22 protein-coding genes are annotated in these 19,700 nt (G+C 71.5%); 10 read left to right on the top strand and 12 right to left on the bottom strand.

Going from position 1 to position 19,700, the window contains the following annotated elements; translation table 11 throughout:
• Window positions 1–2: 2 nt before the first annotated feature.
• From AX721_RS19330 to trxC, 5 genes are all read right to left on the bottom strand, one after another.
• Entirely contained in the window at window positions 3–968 is a 966-nt protein-coding gene (locus tag AX721_RS19330; RefSeq protein WP_068877610.1) for an oxidoreductase, read from the bottom strand.
• Between the two features lie 5 nt (window positions 969–973).
• Entirely contained in the window at window positions 974–1,753 is a 780-nt protein-coding gene (locus AX721_RS19325) for an enoyl-CoA hydratase-related protein (protein WP_068877609.1), read from the bottom strand.
• Window positions 1,754–1,809: 56 nt separating this feature from the next.
• Window positions 1,810–2,895 (bottom strand): MBL fold metallo-hydrolase, encoded by a 1,086-nt coding sequence (locus tag AX721_RS19320; RefSeq protein ID WP_068877608.1) that lies wholly within the window; start codon window positions 2,893–2,895, stop codon window positions 1,810–1,812.
• 81 nt (window positions 2,896–2,976) lie between these two features.
• The gene (locus AX721_RS19315; RefSeq protein ID WP_068877607.1) at window positions 2,977–3,750 is read right to left on the bottom strand and encodes a calcium-binding protein; all 774 of its coding nucleotides are present in this window, start codon (window positions 3,748–3,750) and stop codon (window positions 2,977–2,979) included.
• A 111-nt stretch (window positions 3,751–3,861) separates the two neighbouring features.
• Window positions 3,862–4,308, bottom strand: a complete 447-nt coding sequence (gene trxC / locus AX721_RS19310) for a thioredoxin TrxC (protein WP_068877606.1) — start codon at window positions 4,306–4,308, stop codon at window positions 3,862–3,864.
• Window positions 4,309–4,406: 98 nt separating this feature from the next.
• Here trxC and AX721_RS19305 point away from each other — a divergent pair, with 98 nt between their 5' ends.
• The 3 genes from AX721_RS19305 (at window position 4,407) to AX721_RS27505 (ending at window position 7,497) form a co-directional block, all read left to right on the top strand.
• Window positions 4,407–5,561: a serine hydrolase gene (locus AX721_RS19305; RefSeq protein WP_068877605.1), complete on the top strand. Its 1,155-nt coding sequence runs from the start codon at window positions 4,407–4,409 to the stop codon at window positions 5,559–5,561.
• A gap of 65 nt (window positions 5,562–5,626) precedes the next feature.
• Complete coding sequence (locus AX721_RS19300; RefSeq protein WP_068877604.1) at window positions 5,627–7,036, top strand: M20/M25/M40 family metallo-hydrolase; 1,410 nt, start codon at window positions 5,627–5,629, stop codon at window positions 7,034–7,036.
• On the top strand, window positions 7,033–7,497 hold the full coding sequence (locus tag AX721_RS27505) for a hypothetical protein (RefSeq protein WP_068877603.1): 465 nt from the start codon (window positions 7,033–7,035) through the stop codon (window positions 7,495–7,497). The genes AX721_RS19300 and AX721_RS27505 overlap by 4 nt, the downstream gene beginning before the upstream one ends.
• Here the strand turns inward: AX721_RS27505 and AX721_RS19290 are convergent.
• The 7 genes from AX721_RS19290 to AX721_RS19260 form a co-directional block, all read right to left on the bottom strand.
• Window positions 7,494–8,855 (bottom strand): amino acid permease, encoded by a 1,362-nt coding sequence (locus tag AX721_RS19290; protein WP_068877602.1) that lies wholly within the window; start codon window positions 8,853–8,855, stop codon window positions 7,494–7,496. The two genes, AX721_RS27505 and AX721_RS19290, sit on opposite strands and share 4 nt — an antisense overlap.
• Window positions 8,856–8,899: 44 nt before the next feature.
• The gene (locus tag AX721_RS19285; RefSeq protein WP_068877601.1) at window positions 8,900–9,346 is read right to left on the bottom strand and encodes a MarR family winged helix-turn-helix transcriptional regulator; all 447 of its coding nucleotides are present in this window, start codon (window positions 9,344–9,346) and stop codon (window positions 8,900–8,902) included.
• A 235-nt stretch (window positions 9,347–9,581) separates the two neighbouring features.
• Window positions 9,582–10,841, bottom strand: coding sequence for a DUF4010 domain-containing protein (locus tag AX721_RS19280; RefSeq protein WP_068877600.1), 1,260 nt, complete (start codon window positions 10,839–10,841; stop codon window positions 9,582–9,584).
• A gap of 70 nt (window positions 10,842–10,911) precedes the next feature.
• Window positions 10,912–11,226: a hypothetical protein gene (locus AX721_RS19275; RefSeq protein ID WP_068877599.1), complete on the bottom strand. Its 315-nt coding sequence runs from the start codon at window positions 11,224–11,226 to the stop codon at window positions 10,912–10,914.
• Window positions 11,227–11,255: 29 nt separating this feature from the next.
• Window positions 11,256–12,887, bottom strand: coding sequence for an MBL fold metallo-hydrolase (locus AX721_RS19270; protein WP_068877625.1), 1,632 nt, complete (start codon window positions 12,885–12,887; stop codon window positions 11,256–11,258).
• A gap of 72 nt (window positions 12,888–12,959) precedes the next feature.
• Window positions 12,960–13,238, bottom strand: a complete 279-nt coding sequence (locus AX721_RS19265) for a helix-turn-helix transcriptional regulator (RefSeq protein WP_068877598.1) — start codon at window positions 13,236–13,238, stop codon at window positions 12,960–12,962.
• A gap of 8 nt (window positions 13,239–13,246) precedes the next feature.
• The gene (locus AX721_RS19260) at window positions 13,247–13,720 is read right to left on the bottom strand and encodes a host attachment protein (protein ID WP_068877597.1); all 474 of its coding nucleotides are present in this window, start codon (window positions 13,718–13,720) and stop codon (window positions 13,247–13,249) included.
• Between the two features lie 165 nt (window positions 13,721–13,885).
• Here AX721_RS19260 and AX721_RS19255 point away from each other — a divergent pair, with 165 nt between their 5' ends.
• The 7 genes from AX721_RS19255 to AX721_RS19225 form a co-directional block, all read left to right on the top strand.
• Window positions 13,886–14,539 carry a helix-turn-helix domain-containing protein gene (locus tag AX721_RS19255; protein ID WP_068877596.1) on the top strand — a complete coding sequence of 218 codons (654 nt, stop codon included), beginning with the start codon at window positions 13,886–13,888 and terminating at the stop codon, window positions 14,537–14,539.
• A 63-nt stretch (window positions 14,540–14,602) separates the two neighbouring features.
• Window positions 14,603–15,472, top strand: coding sequence for a universal stress protein (locus AX721_RS19250; RefSeq protein WP_068877595.1), 870 nt, complete (start codon window positions 14,603–14,605; stop codon window positions 15,470–15,472).
• Window positions 15,473–15,524: 52 nt separating this feature from the next.
• The gene (locus AX721_RS19245) at window positions 15,525–15,887 is read left to right on the top strand and encodes a c-type cytochrome (RefSeq protein WP_068877594.1); all 363 of its coding nucleotides are present in this window, start codon (window positions 15,525–15,527) and stop codon (window positions 15,885–15,887) included.
• A 21-nt stretch (window positions 15,888–15,908) separates the two neighbouring features.
• Window positions 15,909–16,757, top strand: a complete 849-nt coding sequence (locus tag AX721_RS19240; RefSeq protein WP_068877593.1) for a universal stress protein — start codon at window positions 15,909–15,911, stop codon at window positions 16,755–16,757.
• The gene (locus AX721_RS19235) at window positions 16,733–17,836 is read left to right on the top strand and encodes an AI-2E family transporter (protein WP_231733131.1); all 1,104 of its coding nucleotides are present in this window, start codon (window positions 16,733–16,735) and stop codon (window positions 17,834–17,836) included. The genes AX721_RS19240 and AX721_RS19235 overlap by 25 nt, the downstream gene beginning before the upstream one ends.
• Window positions 17,833–18,399, top strand: a complete 567-nt coding sequence (locus AX721_RS19230; RefSeq protein WP_068877592.1) for a DUF308 domain-containing protein — start codon at window positions 17,833–17,835, stop codon at window positions 18,397–18,399. The genes AX721_RS19235 and AX721_RS19230 overlap by 4 nt, the downstream gene beginning before the upstream one ends.
• Before the next feature lie 69 nt (window positions 18,400–18,468).
• The coding region (locus AX721_RS19225) for a nitrogen regulation protein NR(II) (RefSeq protein WP_068877591.1) at window positions 18,469–19,700 on the top strand (1,232 nt) is incomplete at its 3' end.

Raw genomic sequence — 19,700 nt, 5'->3', positions numbered from 1 at the left:
CCCTAGACGCGTGCGCCGGTCGTCTCCTCCGAGACCGCCCACAGGCGCTCGGCCGCCTCGGGATCGAGGGCGTGCGGCATCACGCCTTCGAACGGATTGTCCTGCGACCACGGCAGCGCCTGGGCGCAGTTCTCGAGGTACAGCCCGCCCACGCCCTCCAGCTCGTCGCCCAGCGCAGCCCAGACGCTGGTCGAGGCTCCCTGCTCCGTGGACTTGAAGCGGTCGTTGGTCTTGCCGCTCTCGTCCATCCAGCCGAAGGCGATCATCTCCTCGCGGGGAAGGTGCCGCTGCAGCGGCGTCATGATCCCGCCCGGCATGACGGCGTTGGCGTTGATCCCGAGGTCGGCGAAGCGGGCGTTGAATCCCACCGCGAACAGCGAATTGGCGGTCTTGGACTGACCGTAGGCCTCCCACTTGTCGTAGGGCCGCTGGCGATAGTGGATGTCGTCGAAGTGGATGCCGCTGCGGCGATGGCCGATGGACGACAGCGAGACCAGCCGGCTCTGCCGCCCCTCCTCGGCCGCGTTCATCAGGGCCCTGGCCAGCAGCATCGACAGCAGGAAGTGGCCGAAATGGTTCGTGCCGATCTGCATCTCCAGATCCTGCGCCGTGTAGCTTTGCGGGCAGGCCATGACGCCGGCGTTGTTGATCAGGATGTCGAGCGGCTGATCCCCCCACGCCGAGGCGAAGGCCGCCACCGAGGCGAGGTCGGAGAGGTCGAGCCGCCCCACGGACACCTTGCCCGGGGCGGTCCGGCCGATATCGGCCGCCGTCGCTTCCCCGGCTTCCAGGTTGCGGACCGCGAGCATCACCTCAGCCCCCGCCTCGGCCAGGGCGCGGGCGGTTTCCACGCCGATGCCCGAGGCGCCGCCGGTGACGATGGCCCGGACGCCGTTCAGGTCGTGGCCGGCCGCGACTTCCCGGGCCGTGGACTTGGCGCCGAAGTCCGAGGTGATGCGATCGCTCATGGTCCTCAGGCCACCTTGCTGAAGTCGGGGGCGCGCTTTTCGGCGAAGGCGGTCAGCGCTTCCTTGGTCTCCGGCGAGCGGAGCTGGGCGGCGAAGATGCGGCCCTCCTGCTCCATCTGGGCGGTGATCGCCGCGGGATCACGCATCAGGGCCTTGGTGGCCTGGACCGCGGTCGGAGCGCGGCTGGCCACGGCCTCCGCGGCGGCGCGGGCCTTGGCGCGCAGTTCGGCGGCCGGCACGGCGGCGTTGGCGATGCCCCAGGCCGCGGCGGTCTTGCCGTCCACCGCCTCGTTCAGCACGAACATCGAGAAGGCCCGGGCGTGGCCGATCCGCGCCGGCAGCAGCAGCGAGGACGCCGCCTCCGGCACCAGGGCCAAGTTGACGAACGGGGTGGTCAGCAGGGCGTCCTCGGCCACATAGACCAGGTCGCAGTGCAGCAGCATGGTCACGCCCACGCCCACCGCCCGGCCGTGGACGGCCGCCACGATCGGCGTCTTCGCCCGCGCCAGGGCGGCCAGCAGCGGGTTGCCGCCCTCGCGCGCCTGGTTCGCCTGGGGATCGCCGGAATTCACCGCGGCGAAGTCGCCCAGGTCGTTACCGGCGGTGAAGATGTCGCCGTTGGCCTGGATCAGGACGCAGCGGATGGAGGGATCCTCGCTGGCCCGGTCGATGCCGTCGCCCAGGCCCTGGTACATGGCCCGGGTCAGGGCGTTCTTCTTGTCCGGCCGGTTGATGGTCAGGGTCAGGACGCCGCCCGACACCTCGCTCAAAATGTGATCCGTCATTCCGCTTTCGGCCGCAATGAGCCGTCCTCTGGTTCTTCCTACCCTGATCGTGAAGCTTAGGCCGCCGCCCGGTACCAGTCGACGCCGTTCTGATCCCGCTCGCGCACGGCCTGCCCGCGCGCGATCAGACAGTTGAGGTGGGCGAGGCTCTCGCCCGTGGCCAGGCCCAGCAGGTTCTCGTCGATCCGGCGGCGGAACAGCACGTGGAAGACGTCGACCACCCGTTTCGGCTCGGCCAGCAGGTCGTGCAGCCGCACAAGGCCCCGCTCATGGCCGCCGACGAGATGGTCGATCCGGGCGTGCAAGCCGTGGAAGGGATCGTTGTGGGCCGGCAGCACCAGGACGTCGTCCGGCACCTTGGTCTTGATCCGCTGCAGCGAGGTGATCCAGTCGGTCAGCGGGTCGCCGTCGGGCTCGGTGGGGAACACCGAGACGTTGGACGAGATCTTGGGCAGGACCTGGTCGCCCGAGATCATCAGCTTCAGGTCCGCGCAGTGCAGGCTGGCGTGCTCGGGGCTGTGGCCGGAGCCCACCACCACCGTCCAGACGTGATCGCCGATCTTCACCGCATCGCCGTCGTTGAGGCGATGGAAGCTGTCCGGCAGGGCGTAGAGCCCGCGGCCGAACCCGCCGAACTTGGCGCGGTAGCTCTCCAGGGCGTCCTCGTCCCACCCGGCGCCCTTGAAGAAGGCCAGGGCGTCGGCCGGCGCCTCGCGCCCGGTGTCGGCGGCCAGCGAGCGGCAGGTGACGAACTCCAGGCGGGTGATCCACAGCCGGGCGTCGAACTTGCGGGTGAGGTAGCCCGCCATGCCGATGTGGTCGGGGTGCATATGGGTGACGAAGACCCGCGTCACCGGCTTGCCCTCCAGCGGCCCCTTCAGCGCCGCGCGCCAGGCGTTACGGCTCTCCAGCCCGCCGAGGCCCGTGTCGACGATGGCCCAGCCGTCGCGGCCGTCGGCGGTCTTCTCGGCGATGGCCCAGACGTTGATGAAGGCCAGGGCGCCGCCGAGCGGCATCCGCAGCCACTTCACCCCCGGGGCGATGTCGACCGCCTCCTCGCCGACCTTCGGACCGTGCTCGAACGGATAGACCAGCTTCGGCCGGTGGCTTTCCCAGCCGCCCTGTTCGATCCCGTCCCGCAAACGCCCGACTCCCGACAGTTCAGGCGTCCATTATCCCGCGCGGACCTTACGGAGGGCAACGGCTTCGTAAGGCGCGGCCCGTCAGCCGAAGATCCAGTCGCCGGTGAGGCTGGATTGCTGGACGCCCACCAGGACCATCTGCGTGCCGCTCCCGAGGTCGATCACCACGTCGGCGCCGGACTGGCTGACCGTGTATCCGCCCAGCACGAACACCCGGTCGCCGTCGGCGCGGCTGAAGTCCAGCACCCGGTCCACGCCGGCGCCCGAGAAGGTGTGGAAGATGTCGGCGTCCGCGCCGCCGCTGAGCGTGTCGGCGCCGCGGTCGCCGGAGACGAAATCCGAGCCGGCGCCGCCCGAGACCGAGTCGTCGTCCTTGCCGCCGCGCACCACGTCATTGCCGTCGCCGCCCGAGAGGGTGTCGGCGCCAGCGTTCCCATTCATGATGTCGAGGCCGCCGAAGCCGCTGAGGTTGTCCGCCCCGGAGAAGCCCTCGAGCAGATCGTTCAGCACGCCGCCGTTCAACACATCGTTGCCGCCCAGGAAGACCGACAGATTGCTGAAATCCGGCGGGCCCTGGCCGTAGGGCAGCGAGAAATCGGAGATCGAGAGCAGAGTCTGGTTGTTGAGATCGACGCGGAGGCTGGTGAAGGTCCCGCCCGTGGGGAAGCCCGCGAGCAGGGTGAAATTGCCGCCGTAGACCACGTCGAGCGTCCCGGTGATCGTCCCCGAGATCGTGGCGCGCAGGGCCAGGGTCGTCGCGTTGGACGTGACGATCTGGGTCGAGCCGATGGTCAGCGACGCGATGTCGCCGAACGTGACCGTGCGAAAATCCGCGCTGTACGAAAGCACCGCCATGGAACACCCCCCTCGAAGCCATAGATGACTGGGGTCGGTAGTGCCGCGCGGGCGGCGACGGCTCATCCCCCTTTTGGGGGTCTGGCCCCTTTTGGGGGTTGGCCTGGGGGGTCAGGCGCCGGCGGGCGCGAACTGCTGGGCCCAGCGGCGGAAGAGGCCGGGGTCGGACAGCCCCGCCTGCTGGGCCGCGACCTTCCCGCCGACGAAGCAGAACAGGGCCGGAATACCCTGGACCCCGAACCGCGCGGCCAGGGCGGGGTTCGCGTCCACATCGATCTTGATGAAACGGGCCCGTGGCTCCAGCTCCGCCGCCGCCCGCTCGAAGATCGGCGCGATCGCCCGGCAGGGGCCGCACCAGCCGGCCCAGAAGTCGACGATCAGCGGCAGGTCGCTCTTGGCCAGGTGCCGATCGAAGCGGGCGCCGTCCAGCGGCACGGGTGCGCCGGTGAACAGCGGCTTCTGGCATTTCCCGCATTTCGCGCCATCGCCCAGGCGGGTCGGCGGCAGGCGGTTGACGGCGTCGCAGTGCGGGCAGACCACGTGCAGGGCGTCGGCCATGGATCCTCCTCGCCGATGACAACGGCGCAACGCCCATTCGGTTGAATGACGCCGCGTCGGGATGCCTATCTATCGGCGACGATAACGCGGAGACGTCCATGGGCCAGATCAAAGACCAGCCGGATTCCAGCCTGGCCGCCCGGCTGGACCCCATCGTGGACGCGGCCCTGGCCGAGCAGCGGATCGCCGGGGCCGTGGTGCTGGTCGCCCGGCAGGGGCAGCGGGTCTACGCCCGCGCCGCGGGCCAGGCGGACGTGGCCGCGGGCCGGCCCATGACCCTGGACACCATCTTCCGCGCCTCGTCGCTGACCAAGCCCATCGTGACGGCCGCAGTGCTGTCGCTGGTCGAGGACGGCGTCATCGGCCTGGACGACCCGGTGACCCGCTACCTGCCGGACTTCCAGCCCAAGTGGCAGGGGCAGGCGCCGACCATCACCCTGCGCCAGCTGCTGACCCACACCGCCGGCCTCTCCTACGGCTTCATGCAGCCGGCGGACGGCCCGTATCTCAAGCTCGGCGTGTCGGACGGCATGGACCAGCCGGGCCTGGGCTTTCCGGAGGAACTGAAGCGGATCACCGAGGCGGGCCTGTTCTTTCCGCCCGGCGCGGCCTGGCTCTATTCCGTGGGCCTCGACGTGCTGGGGGCGGCGGTGCAGGAGGCCACGGGCCGCAGCCTGCCCGAGGTGGTCCGCGAGCGCGTGACCGGCAAGCTCGGCATGGCCGACACCGGCTTTTCCGTCAGCGACCGGGCCCGCCTGGCCACGGCCTATGCCGACGGGCCGCCGCCCGTCCCCATGGGCGCGACCCACACCGTGCCGTTCGCCGAGCTCTCCGGCATCCGCTTCGCCCCCGACCGGATCTTCGACCCGGGCTCCTTCCCCTCGGGCGGGGCGGGCATGGCCTGCACGGCCACAGACTTCCAGACGTTCCTCGAGACGATCCTGAGCGGCGGCGCGCCGGTCGTCGGCGCCGAGACCGCGCAGGCGATGTGGACCAACCAGACCGGCGGCCACGCCATCGTCACCAGCGGCCCCGGCTGGGGCTTCGGCTTCGGGGGCGCGGTGCTGCTGGACCCGGCCGCCGCGAATTCCCCGCTCCCGGCCGGCGCCTGGTTGTGGGGCGGGGTCTATGGCCACAGCTGGTTCGTCGACCCGGCCGGCAAGACCAGCTTCGTCCTGATGACCAACACCTCCACCGAGGGCATGAGCGGGCGCCTGTCGCAGGAGCTGATGGCCGCGGTCGCCGCCGCCTGACGCGCCGCCTTGCCGCGGGGCGCGGCGCGGGGAATAGTCCGGCCCGCTTCTCGGGGAGGGTTTCCATGCTAAGGTTCGCCGCGGTCCTGACCGCCGCCACGCTCGCCGCCGGCTCGGCCGCGGCCCAGGCGCCGCAGCCCGGCGAGGCCGCCTTCCGCGCGCTCTACAAGGAGCTGGTGGAGACCAACACCACCTTCTCGGCGGGAAGCTGCACCCTGGCGGCCGAACGCATGGCCGCCCGCCTGAAGGCCGCCGGCTTCCCGGACAGCGCCGTCACGGTGTTCACCCCGCCGGGCGCGCCGAAGGACGGCGGCCTGGTGGCCGTCTATCCGGGGTCCGACCCGAAGGCGAAGGCGATCCTGCTGCTGGCCCACATCGACGTAGTGGAGGCCAAGCGCGAGGACTGGACCCGCGATCCCTTCACCCTGGTGGAGGAGGACGGCTATTTCTACGGGCGCGGCGCCTCGGACGACAAATCCCAGGCCGCCATCTGGACCGACCTGCTGATCCGCCTGAAGCAGGAGGGGTTCAAGCCCAGGCGGGGGATCAAGATCGCCCTCACCTGTGGCGAGGAAGGCGGCGGCCAGGTCAATGGCGCGGCGTGGCTGGCGCAGAACCGCCGCGAGCTGATCGACGCGGCCTTCGCCCTGAACGAGGGCGCGGGCGGGGCGCTGGACGCGGCCGGCGGCAAGCCCGTGGTCCACAACGTCCAGGCCGGCGAGAAGACCTCGGTCAGCTTCCGCCTGGAAGCCACGAACCCGGGCGGGCATTCGTCGCGGCCCGTCCCGGACAATGCGATCTACCACCTGGCCAAGGCCATCGACCGCATCGCCGCCTATCGGTTCCCGGTGCAGATGAACGACACCACCCGCGCCTATTTCGGGAAGATGTCGGGCGTCGTGGGCGGGGAGATGGGCGCGGCCATGAGCGCCATCGTCGCCGATCCGAACGACGCCGCCGCCGATGCGGTCCTCAGCCGCGACGCCAACCACAACGCCATCCTGCGCACCACCTGCGTCGCCACCCAGGTCTCGGGCGGCCACGCGCAGAACGCCCTCCCCCAGCGTGCCAACGCCACGATCAACTGTCGGATCTTCCCCGGCGAATCCCCCGCCGCCGTGCGCGAGGCCCTGGTGAAGGCCGTCGGCGACGCCAAGGTCGAGGTCTCCCAGCCGCCCAAGGGCCGCGGCGACACGCCCGCCCCGCCGCTGACGCCCCAGGTCACGGGGCCGATCGAGAAGGTCTCGGCCCAGATGTGGCCCGGCGTGCCCGTGGTTCCGATCCTGCAGGCGGGCGGCACCGACGCCAAGCCGCTGATCGAGGCCGGGATCCCGACCTATGGCGTCACCGGCATCTTCTACGATCCCGACCTTGGCCGGCTGCACGGCCTGAACGAGCGGATCGCCGTGAAGTCGCTGATGGACGCCCGCGAGTTCAGCTACCGGCTCGTGAAACTGTACGCCCAGGACAAGTGAGCGCCGTCCGCCTCTGGATCGCCGCCAGCCATGACGCCGCGCACCGCAACGGCGGCTGGACCTATGTGCGGGCCGGCGCGGGCGAGCCTGTGGCCTGGGCCGGGGGGGACCGGCGCACGACGCGTGCGCGCATGGCCCTGACCGCGTTCCTGGCGGCGCTCAAGGACCTGCCGCCCGACGCGAGCCTGTCGGTGGTGGCGCCGCGGGCCGACGCCCTGGTGCTGCACACCCTGCTGAAGCCGCCCGCGGATCCGCCGGCCGACGACGTGGACCTGCGCGCGGTGCTGCAGGCGGCGCTGGCGGGCAAGACCTGGACCCTGGCGGTGGGCGATCCGGCCGGACCCACCCCCGCCGCCTTCGCCGCCGCCTGGGCGGACACGGCCAGCGAGAAGGCTAAGATGTCCGGCGCCTTCACCCACGCCATCCCCAAGACCAACCTCGCCCGGGCCAAGGGGCTCTAGGCCGGTCGGCGGACGCGGAACCGGTAGACGGCGGTCAGCAGGGCCAGGAACGGGACGCCGTAGGCCAGCGTCAGGCGGAAGGGTTCGGTGAAGGCGGTGGTCGCGAGGATCGCCGCCATCAGCCCGGCGCCCAGCAGGCTGCCGTAGGGGTGGCCCCAGACGCGGAAGGCCAGCGTCTCCGCCGCCACCCGCCGCCTGAACGCCAGGTGCGTCACGAAGATCATCATCCAGGTGAACATCGCCCCGAACATCGAGATGGCGATCATGCTGGTGAAGGCGTCGTCGGGCAGGAGGGCGTTCATCGCCGCGGCGACAGCCACGCCCAGGCTGGAAAGGCCCAGCGCCGCAACGGGGGCGCCCTGGCGGTTCAGGCGGCCGAACAGCGCGGGGGCCTGGCCGGCCCGCGACAGGGAGAACATCATCCGGGTCGAGGCGTAGAGCTGGCTGTTCATGGCCGACAGCGCCGCCGTCAGGATCACGAAGTTCATCACCCCCGCCGCCCCGGGCACGCCGGTGGCGGCCATCACCCGGACGAACGGGCTGCCGCCGGCGCCGGCGGTGGTCCAGGGGATGATGGCCAGCATCAGCGCCAGGCTCGCGAGGTAGAAGACCACCAGGCGGAACAGCGTGGCCCGGAACGCGCGGGACACGGCCACCCGCGGCTCCCGCGCCTCGCCCGCCGCCACGGCGATCACTTCGATGCTGAGGTAGCTGAAGATCGCCAGGATGACCGCGACCCATAGGCCCCAGAGGCCGTTGGGCATGAAGCCGCCGTGGGCGACATAGTTGTGGAAGCCGATGTCCGACCCGGCCGGCGCTCCGAACACGACGACCGCTCCCAGCACGATGAACGCGAGGATCGCTGCGACCTTGATCAGGGAGAAGAGGTACTCGAGCGCGCCGAACACCCTGACGCTCGTGGCGTTGATGGCGACCAGGCCGCCGGAGAAGCCGAGCACCCACCACCAGCCCGGCGCGTCGGGCAGCCAGTACTTCATGTAGAGGGCGACGGCGCTGACTTCGGTCCCCACCGCCAGCACCAGGCACGACCAGTAGGCGTAGCGGACCAGGAAGCCGGCCAGCGGGCCCAGGTATTCCTCGGCATAGACGCCGAAGGAGCCGGCCGTCGGCTGGGCGATGGTCATTTCCGCCAGGGCGCCCATGAGCAGCAGGGCGATGACCCCGCCGATGGCGTAGCTGACCAGCACCGAGGGGCCCGCGAGGCCGATGGCGAAGGTGCTGCCGAGGAACAGGCCGGTGCCGACGGCGCCGCCGATGGCGATCATCGAGAGCTGGCCGCTCGTCAGGCTTCTGTGCAGACCCGCTTCGCGCGCGACCGGATCGTTCGGGTCATCCATCGCAGCAGACGTGGACCGGCGGGGCCGGCGCGGTCAAGCCAGGCTCAGGGCGCCTCGCTCATCCAGACCCGCAGCGCGCGCAGGAAGGGCAGCGCCTCGCGGAATTCCTTCTGGGTGAAGCCCTCGCGCAGCTTCTCCACCTTGGGACGGATCGCGGCCATCGAGCGGCCGTAGGCCTCGCGGCCCTCGGCCGTCATCCGCACCCGCTTGCGGCGGCGGTCGGCCTGGCAGGGTTCCACCGAAACCAGGCCCGCGCCCTCCAGGCGCTGCAGCGTGTTGGTGATCGCCCCCGGCGTCATCCGCAAGGCCTCGGAGATGTGGGCCGGCGTCAGGTCGTCGCCGCGCCGGGCGATGAGGTTCAGCACCTCGTACTGGGGATAGCTGAGCCCCACCGGCAGGGCGCGGGAGATCGCGGTCCGCACGCCGTGCTCGATCAGGCTGATCTCGTCGAAAACCTGGACTTCCGGATGTTCCTCGATCACCGCGCCCATGCGGGCTCCTCCTCGCGTATCGTCGGCGGGCGCAGTATCTCGTTCGATCTTGAACGATTTATTTCGAGATTGAAGGAAATTGATGGCGCGAGGCAGGCCGCGACGCAGCGGTCGCCGCGCTCCCGACCGTCCAAGTCGCTCGTCCCTGCCACCCAAGCCGTCCTGCGTCCCAGATGCCAGGGCAGATGGTGTCCGGCGGCGCAGCTTGCAAGAACAGCGTCCGCCGAACGAGCCCTCACGCCCCGGTCAGCACGAACACCCCGGCGGCCGCCGCCGCAGCCACCGCCGTCCCGACGGCAAACAGTCGCCCGAAGCGCCGGCCGCCGACCACGACCGCGATTCCGGCCTTGGACCCGCTGTCGACGAGCGCGGCGAGCAGGGCGGCCTGGGCCGCGACCGCCGGGGACAGGCCCTCGTTGGTGGTCATCCGCGCCACCGCCAGGGTGACCGCGTCGACGTCCACCAGGCCGGCCAGCGCCGAAAGCGGCAGCAGCCCCTGCGATCCGTAGATGGCCGACAACGCCCGCGCCGCGGCCATGACCACGCCCAGCACGACCGCGAGCTTGATAACCAGGCTGAACTCGAACGGGCTCTTCATCGGCCAGCCCTCGCCCGAAGCCGACGGGCGGGCCCGTCCGATCGCCACCACCCCGACAATCGCCGACACCACGACGAACACGCCCAGCGGCCAGGCCAGCCGCATAAGCAGCGGCGGCGCCATGACCCCCGCGACGACCAGCATCCGCAGCGCCATCACGCCGCCCGCGAACAGGGCGCCGGCGGCAGCGAGGCGCACCTGCCCGGAGTCCTGCCGGGCGACGCGCGCCAGGTTGAGCGTGACCGCCGTCGACGACACCAGCGCGCCGGCCAGGCTGGCGGCGATCAGGCCCCGCGATGGGCCGAACACCTTGACGAGGGCGTAGGCGGCGAACGAGACGCCGGCCAGCACGATGGTCAGCAGCCAGAGTTCGTGCGGATTGACCACGCCATAGGGGCCGAACGCCCGGTCGGGCAGCAGCGGCAGCACCACGAAGCTCATGGCCAGCAGCACCAGGGCGCTGCGCAGCTCGGGCCAGGTCAGCTTGCGAAGCCAGCCGTGCAGCGCGTCCTTGAAGGCCAGGAGGCCGGTGACCACCACCGAGGCGCCCGCCGCCACGCGCCAGTCGCCCACCGTGGCGTAGGCGCCCAGGGCGAAAACCAGCAGGGCGGCCACGATGGCGGTGACGGAGTGGTCGTGCTCGTCGGCCTGCTCGCGCTGTTTGAACCAGATGAAGGCGGCGGCGTAGGGCAGCGCCAGGCCTGCGAACACCCACCCGCCCAGGGCCGAGCTCAAGAGGCCGGTAAGGCCGCCCAGAAGGCCGGTGAGCGCATAGGTGCGAATCCCCGCGGTCCGGCCGCCCTCGGCGACGTCGCGCTCGCGCCATCCCCGCTCGATGCCGACCAAGAGGCCGATGGCGAGGGCGAGCGCGAGGCGTTCAGGCTGACCGGCAGGCACGGCGACTCACCTCGGACTGGCTGCGACCGGACCAAGGATAGGCCGTATCGCCGGCCGGGCTCAGCGCGGATCAGGCCTTGGCGGGCTTCTTGCGCGCCACGCCCAGGAGAGTGATCAGGGCCGCCGCCGCCGACAGCGCCGCCGCGGTGGTGGCGATCGGATGGGCCTTGGCCTCCTGCACCGCCTTCTGGGCGATGTAGCGAGCTTCCGGCGGCGTCTTCTCCGCCAGGGCCTTGGCAGCCTCGCGAAGAGCCTTGGCCGCCTGGGCGACCGCCTTCTCCGCATCGTCGCTCAGGTCATCCGCAGCGTTGTGCAGGGCCTTGGCGATGTCCTCGAGGCCGTCCTCGAGCTCATGCTTGACGGTCCGGGTGAGCGACTTCGACATGGTCTTCTCCTGGGTCTGAAGGTCGAGCCTCAGATTGCAGCCGGCGCGGGATCGCCGCCTTGACCCACGTCAACCGCCCCACCGGCCGCGACCGAATGCGCCAGGGCCGCGAGCATCGCTTCCCGCGCAGCATCGTCGGGCAGCGCCTCCAGGCGCGCGTTCAGGTCGAGCAGCAGGCGGGCCCGGGCGTTGTGCCAGTCGGGGCGCGCCGCGGCGGCGGGGAGGATTCGCGCTTCGCCGGCGACGGCCGTGGCGCCGGCCTTGGTGAGCCTGAACCGCTCGTCGAGCGCCGGGACCGCCAGCTTCTCGGGCGCGAACCCCGCCTCGACCAGCGCGCCGCGCAGTCCTTCCAGCCCGTCCGGTTCCCCGTGAGCCAGGAACACCATCCCGCCCACGGGCTGACGCGCCTTGGCCCAGGCCAAGAGGCCGGCCTGGTCGGCGTGGCCAGAGTAGATGTCGAGCGCGCGAATGCGCGCCCGCACCGAGATGTCCTCGCCCTGGATCCGAACCGAGCTGGCGCCCTCGGCCAGGTAGCGGCCGAGCGTGCCGGAGGCCTGGTAGCCGGGCAGCAACACCGTAGCGTCCCGCCGCCAGAGCAGGCGCTTGAGGTGCTTGCGCACCCGGCCGGCGTCGCACATGCCGCTCGCCGCCAGGATGATGTGCCAGCCGCGCAGCCGCTCCAGCCGGTCGCTTTCCCACGGCTCCTTCAGGAACATCAGCCGGCCGCTGTGGCGCAGGTCCTCGAAGGGATTACGCTCCATCACCGGGCTCCAGCCCCGTTCGCGGAAGACTTCCGTCGCCTCGATGGCCAACGGCGAGTCCAGGAAGATGTCGGCCTCGGGAATCTCGCCGTCGCGGGTGAGGATCTGCAGGTCGGCCAGCAGTTCCTGCGACCGCTCCACGGCGAACGCGGGGATCAGCAGCGGCCCCCCGGCCTTCTGGGCGTCGCGCAGTTCGTTCGCGAGCAGGCGGCGACGCGAAGCCGGATCCAGCGTCGGGCGCACCCGCGAGCCGTAGGTCGACTCGATCACGAGGTAGTCGACCCCGGTCGGCCCTTCGGGATCCGGCAGGAAGTCGCGCCCGCCAGGGCCCAGGTCCCCGGAGAACAGGAGGGTGACCGGCCCCTCCTGCGTCTCGACCCGCACTTCGATGGAGGCCGAGCCGAGGATGTGGCCCGCTTCCCAGTAGGTGGCGGTGATCCCCGGCGCGACGTCGACCTCGCGGCCGAGTTTCACGGTCTTGAACAGCTCGAGGGTCCGCTTGGCGTCGCGCACCGTATAGATCGGCTCGACGAGATCGCGGCCACGCTGCTGGTTGCGCCGGTTGAGCTGGCGCACCTCGCTCTCCTGGATGTCTCCCGCGTCAGGCAGCATCACGGCGCAGAGGTCCCGGGTTCCGGCCGTCGCCAGGATCGGCCCCTTGAACCCGGCGCGAAGCAGCTTCGGCAACAGGCCCGAATGGTCGATGTGCGTATGGGTGAGCAGGACCGCGTCGACCTCCTCGGCGTCGAAGGGGAAGCGCTCGTAGTTCAGGGCCTTCAGGGTCTTCGACCCCTGGAACATGCCGCAGTCGATGAGCACGTTCGCCCTGTCGGTCGTCAGGCGGGCGCAGAAGCCGGTGACGCAGCCGGCGGCGCCGTGGAACGTGAGGTCGAACGGCATCGAGGTGTCCATCTGTGGAAAGGCTCTCCGGCTGGGGCGCTGGATCCCGCCGCCCAGAGGCGCATCAAGCGGCTAGGGCGTGGCGCGGGCGGCGGCTCCCGCGTCGGGAGGCGGCGGCGACAACATGGCCTCGAGGCCAGCGTAGAAGTAGCCGACCTCCACGCCAAGCGCCTGAGCCAGGCGCCCGATCATGCCGGCAGACATCTTGTTGGCCGCGGCCTCGTACTTCTGGATCTGCTGGAAGCGAACGCCGCAGATGGCGGCAAGCTCGCGTTGGGTGAGGCCAAGGAGCCGCCGCCGCCGCCGCACCCGCAGGCCGAGCTGGCGGTCGATGTCGTCGCAGGGAGGCATCGACCGAATCAGCCCTGCGCCTCGCCCGGGGCCCAGGTCCGCGCGCGCGCTTCGCGCAGATGGCGCCGAAGGTCTTCCAGGTCGTCGCGCTTGCGCTCGTGCGGGTCGGTGGCGTCCACGCGGGCGGCGATCGCCGCAGGCAGGGCCTTCTTCAGAGCGCCGAGCGCGTGGGGCGGCCCCATCAGGACCAGGCGGTCGTAGTCGCCGCGGCCCGCGCTCACCATGAGCTGAGTGGCGACGCGCTTCAGGAACCTCTTCTCCGCCTCGTGCTGCGGGTCGGCCTCGCCGGCGCCATGACGGCCCGCGCCGCGGCTCTGATGCACCGTCACGGACTGCCCGCGGCCGGCCTCGCGCTCGGCGTCCGTCGCGCTCATCCGCAGGTCCGGAAGCTCCTTCAGAGCGCCCGAACGCACGCGCTCGGTGAAGAACCGTGCTTCGATCGCATCCGCCGTGACGATCCAGGTGACGCCGCCTTGGTCCATGGTGTCCTCCACTCTTCAACAGCTTGAAGGTGCCCCGCCGGGGCGCGCTGGGCCCTGACACAGATCAAAGCAGGGGCCCTCCGTGCTGCTACTTAGGGGACGCTCCCAAATGTCGCGTTGGAGGGGCGAGGCGTAGCTGTTGGGTCATCGACCTAGGAGCCCGCGATGACCCTGGCCTACCCGCTCTCGGACCCCCGCACCGCCCGCCCCGCCTCGGCGCTCACCAACGCCTTCGAGCGTCACGGCGTGCGGATGACCTACGCCCGGAACGAAGAGATCTACGCCCAGGACGATGAGGTCGAGCACCTCTATCGCGTGGTGAAGGGCGTCGTGCGCACCAGCCGCCTCACCGCCGACGGCCGCCGCCAGGTCGGCGACTTCTACTACGTGGGCGACCTCTTCGGCCTCGAACCGGGCCCCGACCACCGCTTCGCGGCCGAGGCGCTGGACGACTGCGAGATCATGGTCGTCCGCCGCAGCGCCGTCCGCGCCTTCGCCGGCGACGCCGAACTGGACCGCGCGATCCTCGAGGCCCAGCGGGTCGAGATGGAGCGCCTGCAGGAGCATGTGGTCATGCTGGGCCGCAAGAGCGCCCGCGAGCGTGTCGCCAGCTTCCTGATGTCCATCGCCCAGCGGCAGTCCGATGACCATGCGGACCTCGCCATGGGCCGCCAGGACATCGCCGACTACCTCGGCCTCACCATCGAGACCGTCTCGCGCATGCTGACCCAGCTGCAGGGCGAGGCGATCGTGGAATTCCCCTCCTCGCGCCGCTTCCAGATCCGGAAGTGGACCGCTCTGGAGGCGCTCGCCGCGTAGGGCGGGCGGCGCCTGGGCGGCCGCAGGCATAGCGCCGGCCGCGACCTGCAACGGAGCCATCCCATGACCAAGACAATGGAACGGGTCGCCGCCGACGTGGTCGTCCATCCGGACAGCTACAAGACGCTGCTTATCCACGCCGAACCCGGCCTCGCATCGTCGCACAGGGTCGAGGCCGCGGCGCGCCTGGCCCGCGACCTGGATGCGCACCTCATCGGATTGGGCGCCGAGGCGCTGGAGCCGATGCCCGCCTCGGACCCCTTCTTCGGCTACGGGGCCGGGGAATGGGTGGCGGTCATGCAGGAGCAGGTCGGCAAGGACCTGGCCGCCGCCGAGGCCGCCTTCCGCCGCGACGCCACGGGCGTCGATTTCGAGTGGCGGGTCGTGCAGGACTATCCCCACCTCGCCCTGACCCGCCTCGCCCGGGCCGCGGATCTCATCGTCGTGGGACCGCGCAGCCAGGTGAGCAGCACCCGTGCGGCGGACCCGGCCGATGTCGTCATGAGCGCCGGCCGCCCGGTGTTGGTGGTTCCGGAAGGCCGCCATCACCTCCGCGCCCAGGCCGTCGTCGTGGCCTGGAAGGACACCCGCGAGTGCCGGCGGGCCGTCGCCGACGCCATGCCGTTCCTGCGACGGGCCGAGGACGTGATCGTGCACACGGTCAGCAAGCCGGAGCACGCCGACCAGGCCGTGTTCGAGATCGACGACGTGGCCGCGAACCTCAAGCGCCGCGGCGTCGAGGCCCGCTCGCTGGTGACCTCCGTGGCGCCCGAGGGCGTCACCGGCGAGATCGAACGCGTCGCCCAGCTCAACAACGCCGACCTCATCGTCTGCGGCGCCTACGGCCACAGCCGGGTGCGGGAATGGGCGTTCGGCGGCGTCACCGACGACTTCCTGCACCGCCCCGCGTTCTTTGTGCTGATGAGCCACTAGTGAGACCGGCGCGGGGCCGCTGGCGGCCCCGCGCCTTTCCAGGGGAACGACCATGCGGGTGACGCAAGCCCTCATCTGCGCCGCGGCTGTCGCGCTGGCGGCCTGCGCGACGACGACGCCTCCCAGCGGCTCAGCGGTCGTGCCGCCGCTCCCGCGCCTCGACGCCGCCCAGCAGCGAGGCCACGACTTCGCGGTCCGCCGCTGCTCCGGCTGCCATACGGTGGGCCTCGACGATGGCGGCGCCCAGGACGGGCCCGCCTTCTACAAGCTGGCCCGCCTCTACAACCCGATCTCCCTGGAGCGCCGGTTCGCCGAGGTCTCCGCCCACGGCTTCGACCGGATGCCGGCGGTCCCGTTCACGCGCGCCGAGGCGGAGGATCTGGTGGCCTATTTCGACGCGCTGCACGGCAACTGACGCCCCGGAGGGAGCCCGACCATGGCCTACGCCGACCTGCTGCTCACCGCGCTGACCTACCCTGACGCCACGCCCGACCGCGCGGTGCGCAGCGGCGTGGCGCTCGCCAAGCGGATCGGCGGCGGCGCCACCTTCCTCGCGGTTCAGGTGGATCTGCCGAAGCTGCACAATCCCCTCGCCAACGCGCTGATGGGGCTCGACAGGCTCAGCGAGCTGGAGGAGGCGCGCAGCCGCGCCACCGCGCAGTTGGAGACCACCTGCGCCCGCATCGCCGCCGACATCGCCCATGAATCCCTCCGCACGGAGGTCCTGGTCGCCCGGCTCTACGAAGAGGCCGACGAAGTCGCCCGCGTCGCGCGGACCCGCGACCTCACTCTCGTGCCGATCGGCCCCACGGTGCTGGCGGACCGCGACCTGGCCGAGACCGTGCTGTTCGGCTCGGGTCGGCCGGTGATCGTCTATCCCGAGGCCAAGGAGATCGCGCCGGCGGACCGCTTCGACACCATCGCCATCGCCTGGGACGGCGGCGCGGCCGCGGCGCGGGCGGTGTCCGACGCCCTGCCGCTGCTGGCCCGGGCCCGCGAGGTCCGGATCTTCATTGCGCTGGGCGACAAGCCCCAGGCGGTCAAGGGCGCGGGCCGCGAACTGGTTCGCCACCTGGCCGCCCACGGCGTGCAGGCCGGCGTCGACGAGCGCCTGGCCCACGACCAGTCTATCGGCTGTCGCCTCGCCGACTACGTCGACGCCGCCCGACCGGACCTGCTGGTGATGGGCGGCTATGGCCACGCCCGGCTGCGGGAGTTCGTCCTGGGCGGCGCCACCGACGCGATGCTCGAAGCTCCGCCATGTCCCGTACTGATGTCGCACTGAGCCGCCGCCGCATGTCGCCGGCCGCGCGCGCCCTGCGCAGCCGCAACGGCCTGCATCCGCTTCGCGCGCCGGCGCAGATCGCGGCCCTGGTCGTGCTCGGGATTTTGGCCTGGCGGCTGGCCGACGTCCTGCTCATGGCCTTCGGGTCGATCCTGACCGCGATCCTGCTGCACGCCCTGGCCCAGCCGCTGGTCCGGCGCCTCGGCCTTCCCCGGCCGGCGGCCCTGGCCCTGGCGGTCGCCGGCCTGACCGCCGCCATCGCCGGGACGATCTGGCTGTTCGGCCAGCAGATCGCCCTTCAGCTGGTGACGCTGAGCGAGCTTCTGCCGCGCGCCTGGACCGCCCTGCAGGCGCCGCTCTCCGCCTCGCCGCTCGGCGCCTATGTGCTCGACGACCTGCAGCGCCTGCGGCACGCCGACGGGCTGGTGGTGCAGACGGCCTCGCGCCTGGTGCAAGGCTCCGCCAGCGCCGCCGCCGCGTCGGTGATCGTCCTGTTCGCGGGCCTCTATCTGGCCTTCCACCCCGCGACCTACCTGCGCGGCCTCCTTCACCTCGTCCCCCTCCGCAGCCGCGAACGGACGGCGGACGTGCTGGCCGCCTGCGGCGAGGCCCTCAACCGCTGGCTGCTGGGTCAACTCCTGTCGATGCTGCTGGTCGGGTCCACTGTCGGCCTCGGGCTCTGGTGGGTGGGAACGCCCTCGCCGCTGGCCCTGGGGATCCTGGCGGGGCTGGCGCAGTTCGTCCCGGTGGTCGGGCCGATGGCCGCCACCATCCCGGGGCTGATCATCGCCGCCAGCGCCGGCCCGGAGACCTTCGCCTGGACCGCGGCCGTCTACCTTGCGGCTTCCCAGTTCGAGGCCAATGTCGTCACGCCGCTGGTGTTGCGCCAGATGGTGGAGCTGCCGATGGCCGTCACCCTCTTCGCCGTCCTGGCCACCGGCATACTGCTGGGCCCGCTGGGCGTCCTCTTCGCCACGCCGCTGGCGGTGGTCGCCTATGTGGTGATCCGGCTCGTCTATGTGGAAGACCTGCTCGGTGATCGGCTCGCCGCCGCGCCGGCTCCGGGGGCGGAACCATGAGCGTTTCCGATACGGGCGAATTCCGGGCCCTCGCCCACCTGCGCCAGGACCATCGGCGGTCGGCGCTGGCCGTGGGCGTCGGCATGATGGGGCTGGCGGCAGCAGCCGCCGCCTTTCCCGCGGAGACCACCCTCGCGGTCGGCGCCGCCAGCGGCTGGCTGCTCTGGTTGGCCGGAGCCTTGATGTTCGGCGTCGCCCTGGTGCTGTTCAACGGCCGGCTCCGGCTCCTGGGCGTAGCGGCCGCGCTGCCGGCCGTGACCCTCGGCGTCTACCTGACGCTGAACCCGACCCTCGGCGCCCTGGCCGCGGCGCTGATGCTGGCCGCCGCGCTCGCCATGGACGGCGGCTTCCAGCTCGCGGCCGCACTCCATCTCCGCCCGCTCGCGGCCTGGCGCTGGCTGTTCGCCTCGTCCCTCACCAGCCTCACGGCCGCAGCCCTGCTCGGCGCCGGATGGCCGGAGAGGTCGCCGCACGCCGTCGCCTACCTCCTGGGCCTGGCCTTCCTGACCAGCGGCGGGGCGCTGGTGGCCACCAGCCTCGCTCGCCCAGCGCCCCGCCGCTGAACCGCGGCCGCCCAGCCAAGTCGGAAGGTCGCCTTGCCACAACGGAACTTCGGCCCTACCGCTGGGCCCATGCCGCCCGCGCCGGTTCCGGAGGTCGGCGAGCCCGGTCGATTCACGTGGATCAAGGGCTACGCCATCGCAGCGGCCGCGACGGCCGCCTGCGCGGTGCTGCGCCTGCTCGTCCAACCCTATGTGCACAGCGACGCGGCGCTCCTGCTCTTCGTTCCCGCCCTGCTGGCCAGCGGAGCCATGGGCGGCATCGGGCCGACTCTGTTCGCCGGCGGCCTCTCCCTCGTGCTCAGCCTGGCCTTCCTCGGCTTTCCCGGCGCGCCGACTCCGTCCTTCCTCGTACTGGCCGGCGTCTTCGCGGGCCTGACGGTCGCCATCGGCCTGGTGGGATCGCGGATGCGCCGGGACTCCGCAGAGATCCGCCACTTCGTCGGCGACCTGCAGGCCCGGGAAGCCCATCTGAAGTCGATCCTCGACACCGTGCCCGACGCCATGATCGTCATCGACGAGCGCGGGATCATGCAGTCGTTCTCGACCGCGGCGGAACGCCAGTTCGGCTGGACCGCGGCCGAGGTGGTGGGCAAGAACGTCAGCATGCTGATGCCGGCCCCCTACAAGGCGGCCCACGACGGATACCTCGATCGCTACCTCGACACCGGCGAGCGGCGGATCATCGGCATCGGCCGCGTCGTGGTGGGCGAGCGCAAGGACGGCTCGACCTTCCCGATGGAGCTCTCGGTCGGCGAGATGCACTCGGGTAAGCAGCGCTACTTCACCGGCTTCATCCGCGACCTGACCGAGCGCCAGGCGGCCGAGCGCCGGCTGCAGGACCTGCAGGGGGAACTGGTCCACGTCTCGCGCCTGACCGCCCTCGGCGAGATGGCGTCGGCCCTGGCGCACGAGCTGAACCAGCCGCTCACCGCCGCCAGCAACTTCATGAAGGGCTGCCTGGTCCTCCTGAAGCGCAAGCCGATCGACGAGGCGCGGCTCGCCGACATGATCGGCCAGGGCGCCGAGCAGGCCCTGCGGGCCGGCGAGATCATCCGACGCCTGCGCGGCTTCGTGGCCAAGGGCGAGGCGGACCGGCGCATCGAGAGCCTGCCCCAGGTGCTGGAGGAAGCCGGCGCCCTGGCCATGATCGGCGCCCGCGAGCGCAGCGTGCGCCTGCGTTATGAGATCGACCCCCGGGTGAACCTGGTCCTCATCGACAAGGTCCAGGTCCAGCAGGTGGCGCTGAACCTGATCCGCAACGCCGTGGAGGCCATGGAGGACACGCCGAAGAAGGACCTCTT

The organism is Phenylobacterium sp. CCH9-H3, from assembly GCF_001557235.1.
GTDB lineage: Bacteria > Pseudomonadota > Alphaproteobacteria > Caulobacterales > Caulobacteraceae > Phenylobacterium.
The sequence above is the reverse complement of the archived record's forward strand: the minus strand, read 5'-3'. Positions and strand labels throughout refer to the sequence as shown.

Bases quoted from the DNA above. Each gene is read 5' to 3' on its own strand.
- AX721_RS19250 (WP_068877595.1), top strand. From the start codon at position 14,603: ATGACCAAGACAATGGAACGGGTCGCCGCCGACGTGGTCGTCCATCCG.
- AX721_RS19305 (WP_068877605.1), top strand. From the start codon at position 4,407: ATGGGCCAGATCAAAGACCAGCCGGATTCCAGCCTGGCCGCCCGGCTG.
- AX721_RS19255 (WP_068877596.1), top strand. From the start codon at position 13,886: ATGACCCTGGCCTACCCGCTCTCGGACCCCCGCACCGCCCGCCCCGCC.
- AX721_RS19285 (WP_068877601.1), bottom strand. From the start codon at position 9,346: ATGGGCGCGGTGATCGAGGAACATCCGGAAGTCCAGGTTTTCGACGAG.
- AX721_RS19270 (WP_068877625.1), bottom strand. From the start codon at position 12,887: ATGCCGTTCGACCTCACGTTCCACGGCGCCGCCGGCTGCGTCACCGGC.
- AX721_RS19260 (WP_068877597.1), bottom strand. From the start codon at position 13,720: ATGGACCAAGGCGGCGTCACCTGGATCGTCACGGCGGATGCGATCGAA.
- AX721_RS19245 (WP_068877594.1), top strand. From the start codon at position 15,525: ATGCGGGTGACGCAAGCCCTCATCTGCGCCGCGGCTGTCGCGCTGGCG.
- AX721_RS19275 (WP_068877599.1), bottom strand. From the start codon at position 11,226: ATGTCGAAGTCGCTCACCCGGACCGTCAAGCATGAGCTCGAGGACGGC.
- AX721_RS19325 (WP_068877609.1), bottom strand. From the start codon at position 1,753: ATGACGGATCACATTTTGAGCGAGGTGTCGGGCGGCGTCCTGACCCTG.
- AX721_RS19300 (WP_068877604.1), top strand. From the start codon at position 5,627: ATGCTAAGGTTCGCCGCGGTCCTGACCGCCGCCACGCTCGCCGCCGGC.
- AX721_RS19240 (WP_068877593.1), top strand. From the start codon at position 15,909: ATGGCCTACGCCGACCTGCTGCTCACCGCGCTGACCTACCCTGACGCC.
- AX721_RS19290 (WP_068877602.1), bottom strand. From the start codon at position 8,855: ATGGATGACCCGAACGATCCGGTCGCGCGCGAAGCGGGTCTGCACAGA.
- AX721_RS19330 (WP_068877610.1), bottom strand. From the start codon at position 968: ATGAGCGATCGCATCACCTCGGACTTCGGCGCCAAGTCCACGGCCCGG.
- AX721_RS19230 (WP_068877592.1), top strand. From the start codon at position 17,833: ATGAGCGTTTCCGATACGGGCGAATTCCGGGCCCTCGCCCACCTGCGC.
- AX721_RS19235 (WP_231733131.1), top strand. From the start codon at position 16,733: ATGTCCCGTACTGATGTCGCACTGAGCCGCCGCCGCATGTCGCCGGCC.
- AX721_RS19315 (WP_068877607.1), bottom strand. From the start codon at position 3,750: ATGGCGGTGCTTTCGTACAGCGCGGATTTTCGCACGGTCACGTTCGGC.
- AX721_RS19265 (WP_068877598.1), bottom strand. From the start codon at position 13,238: ATGCCTCCCTGCGACGACATCGACCGCCAGCTCGGCCTGCGGGTGCGG.
- trxC (WP_068877606.1), bottom strand. From the start codon at position 4,308: ATGGCCGACGCCCTGCACGTGGTCTGCCCGCACTGCGACGCCGTCAAC.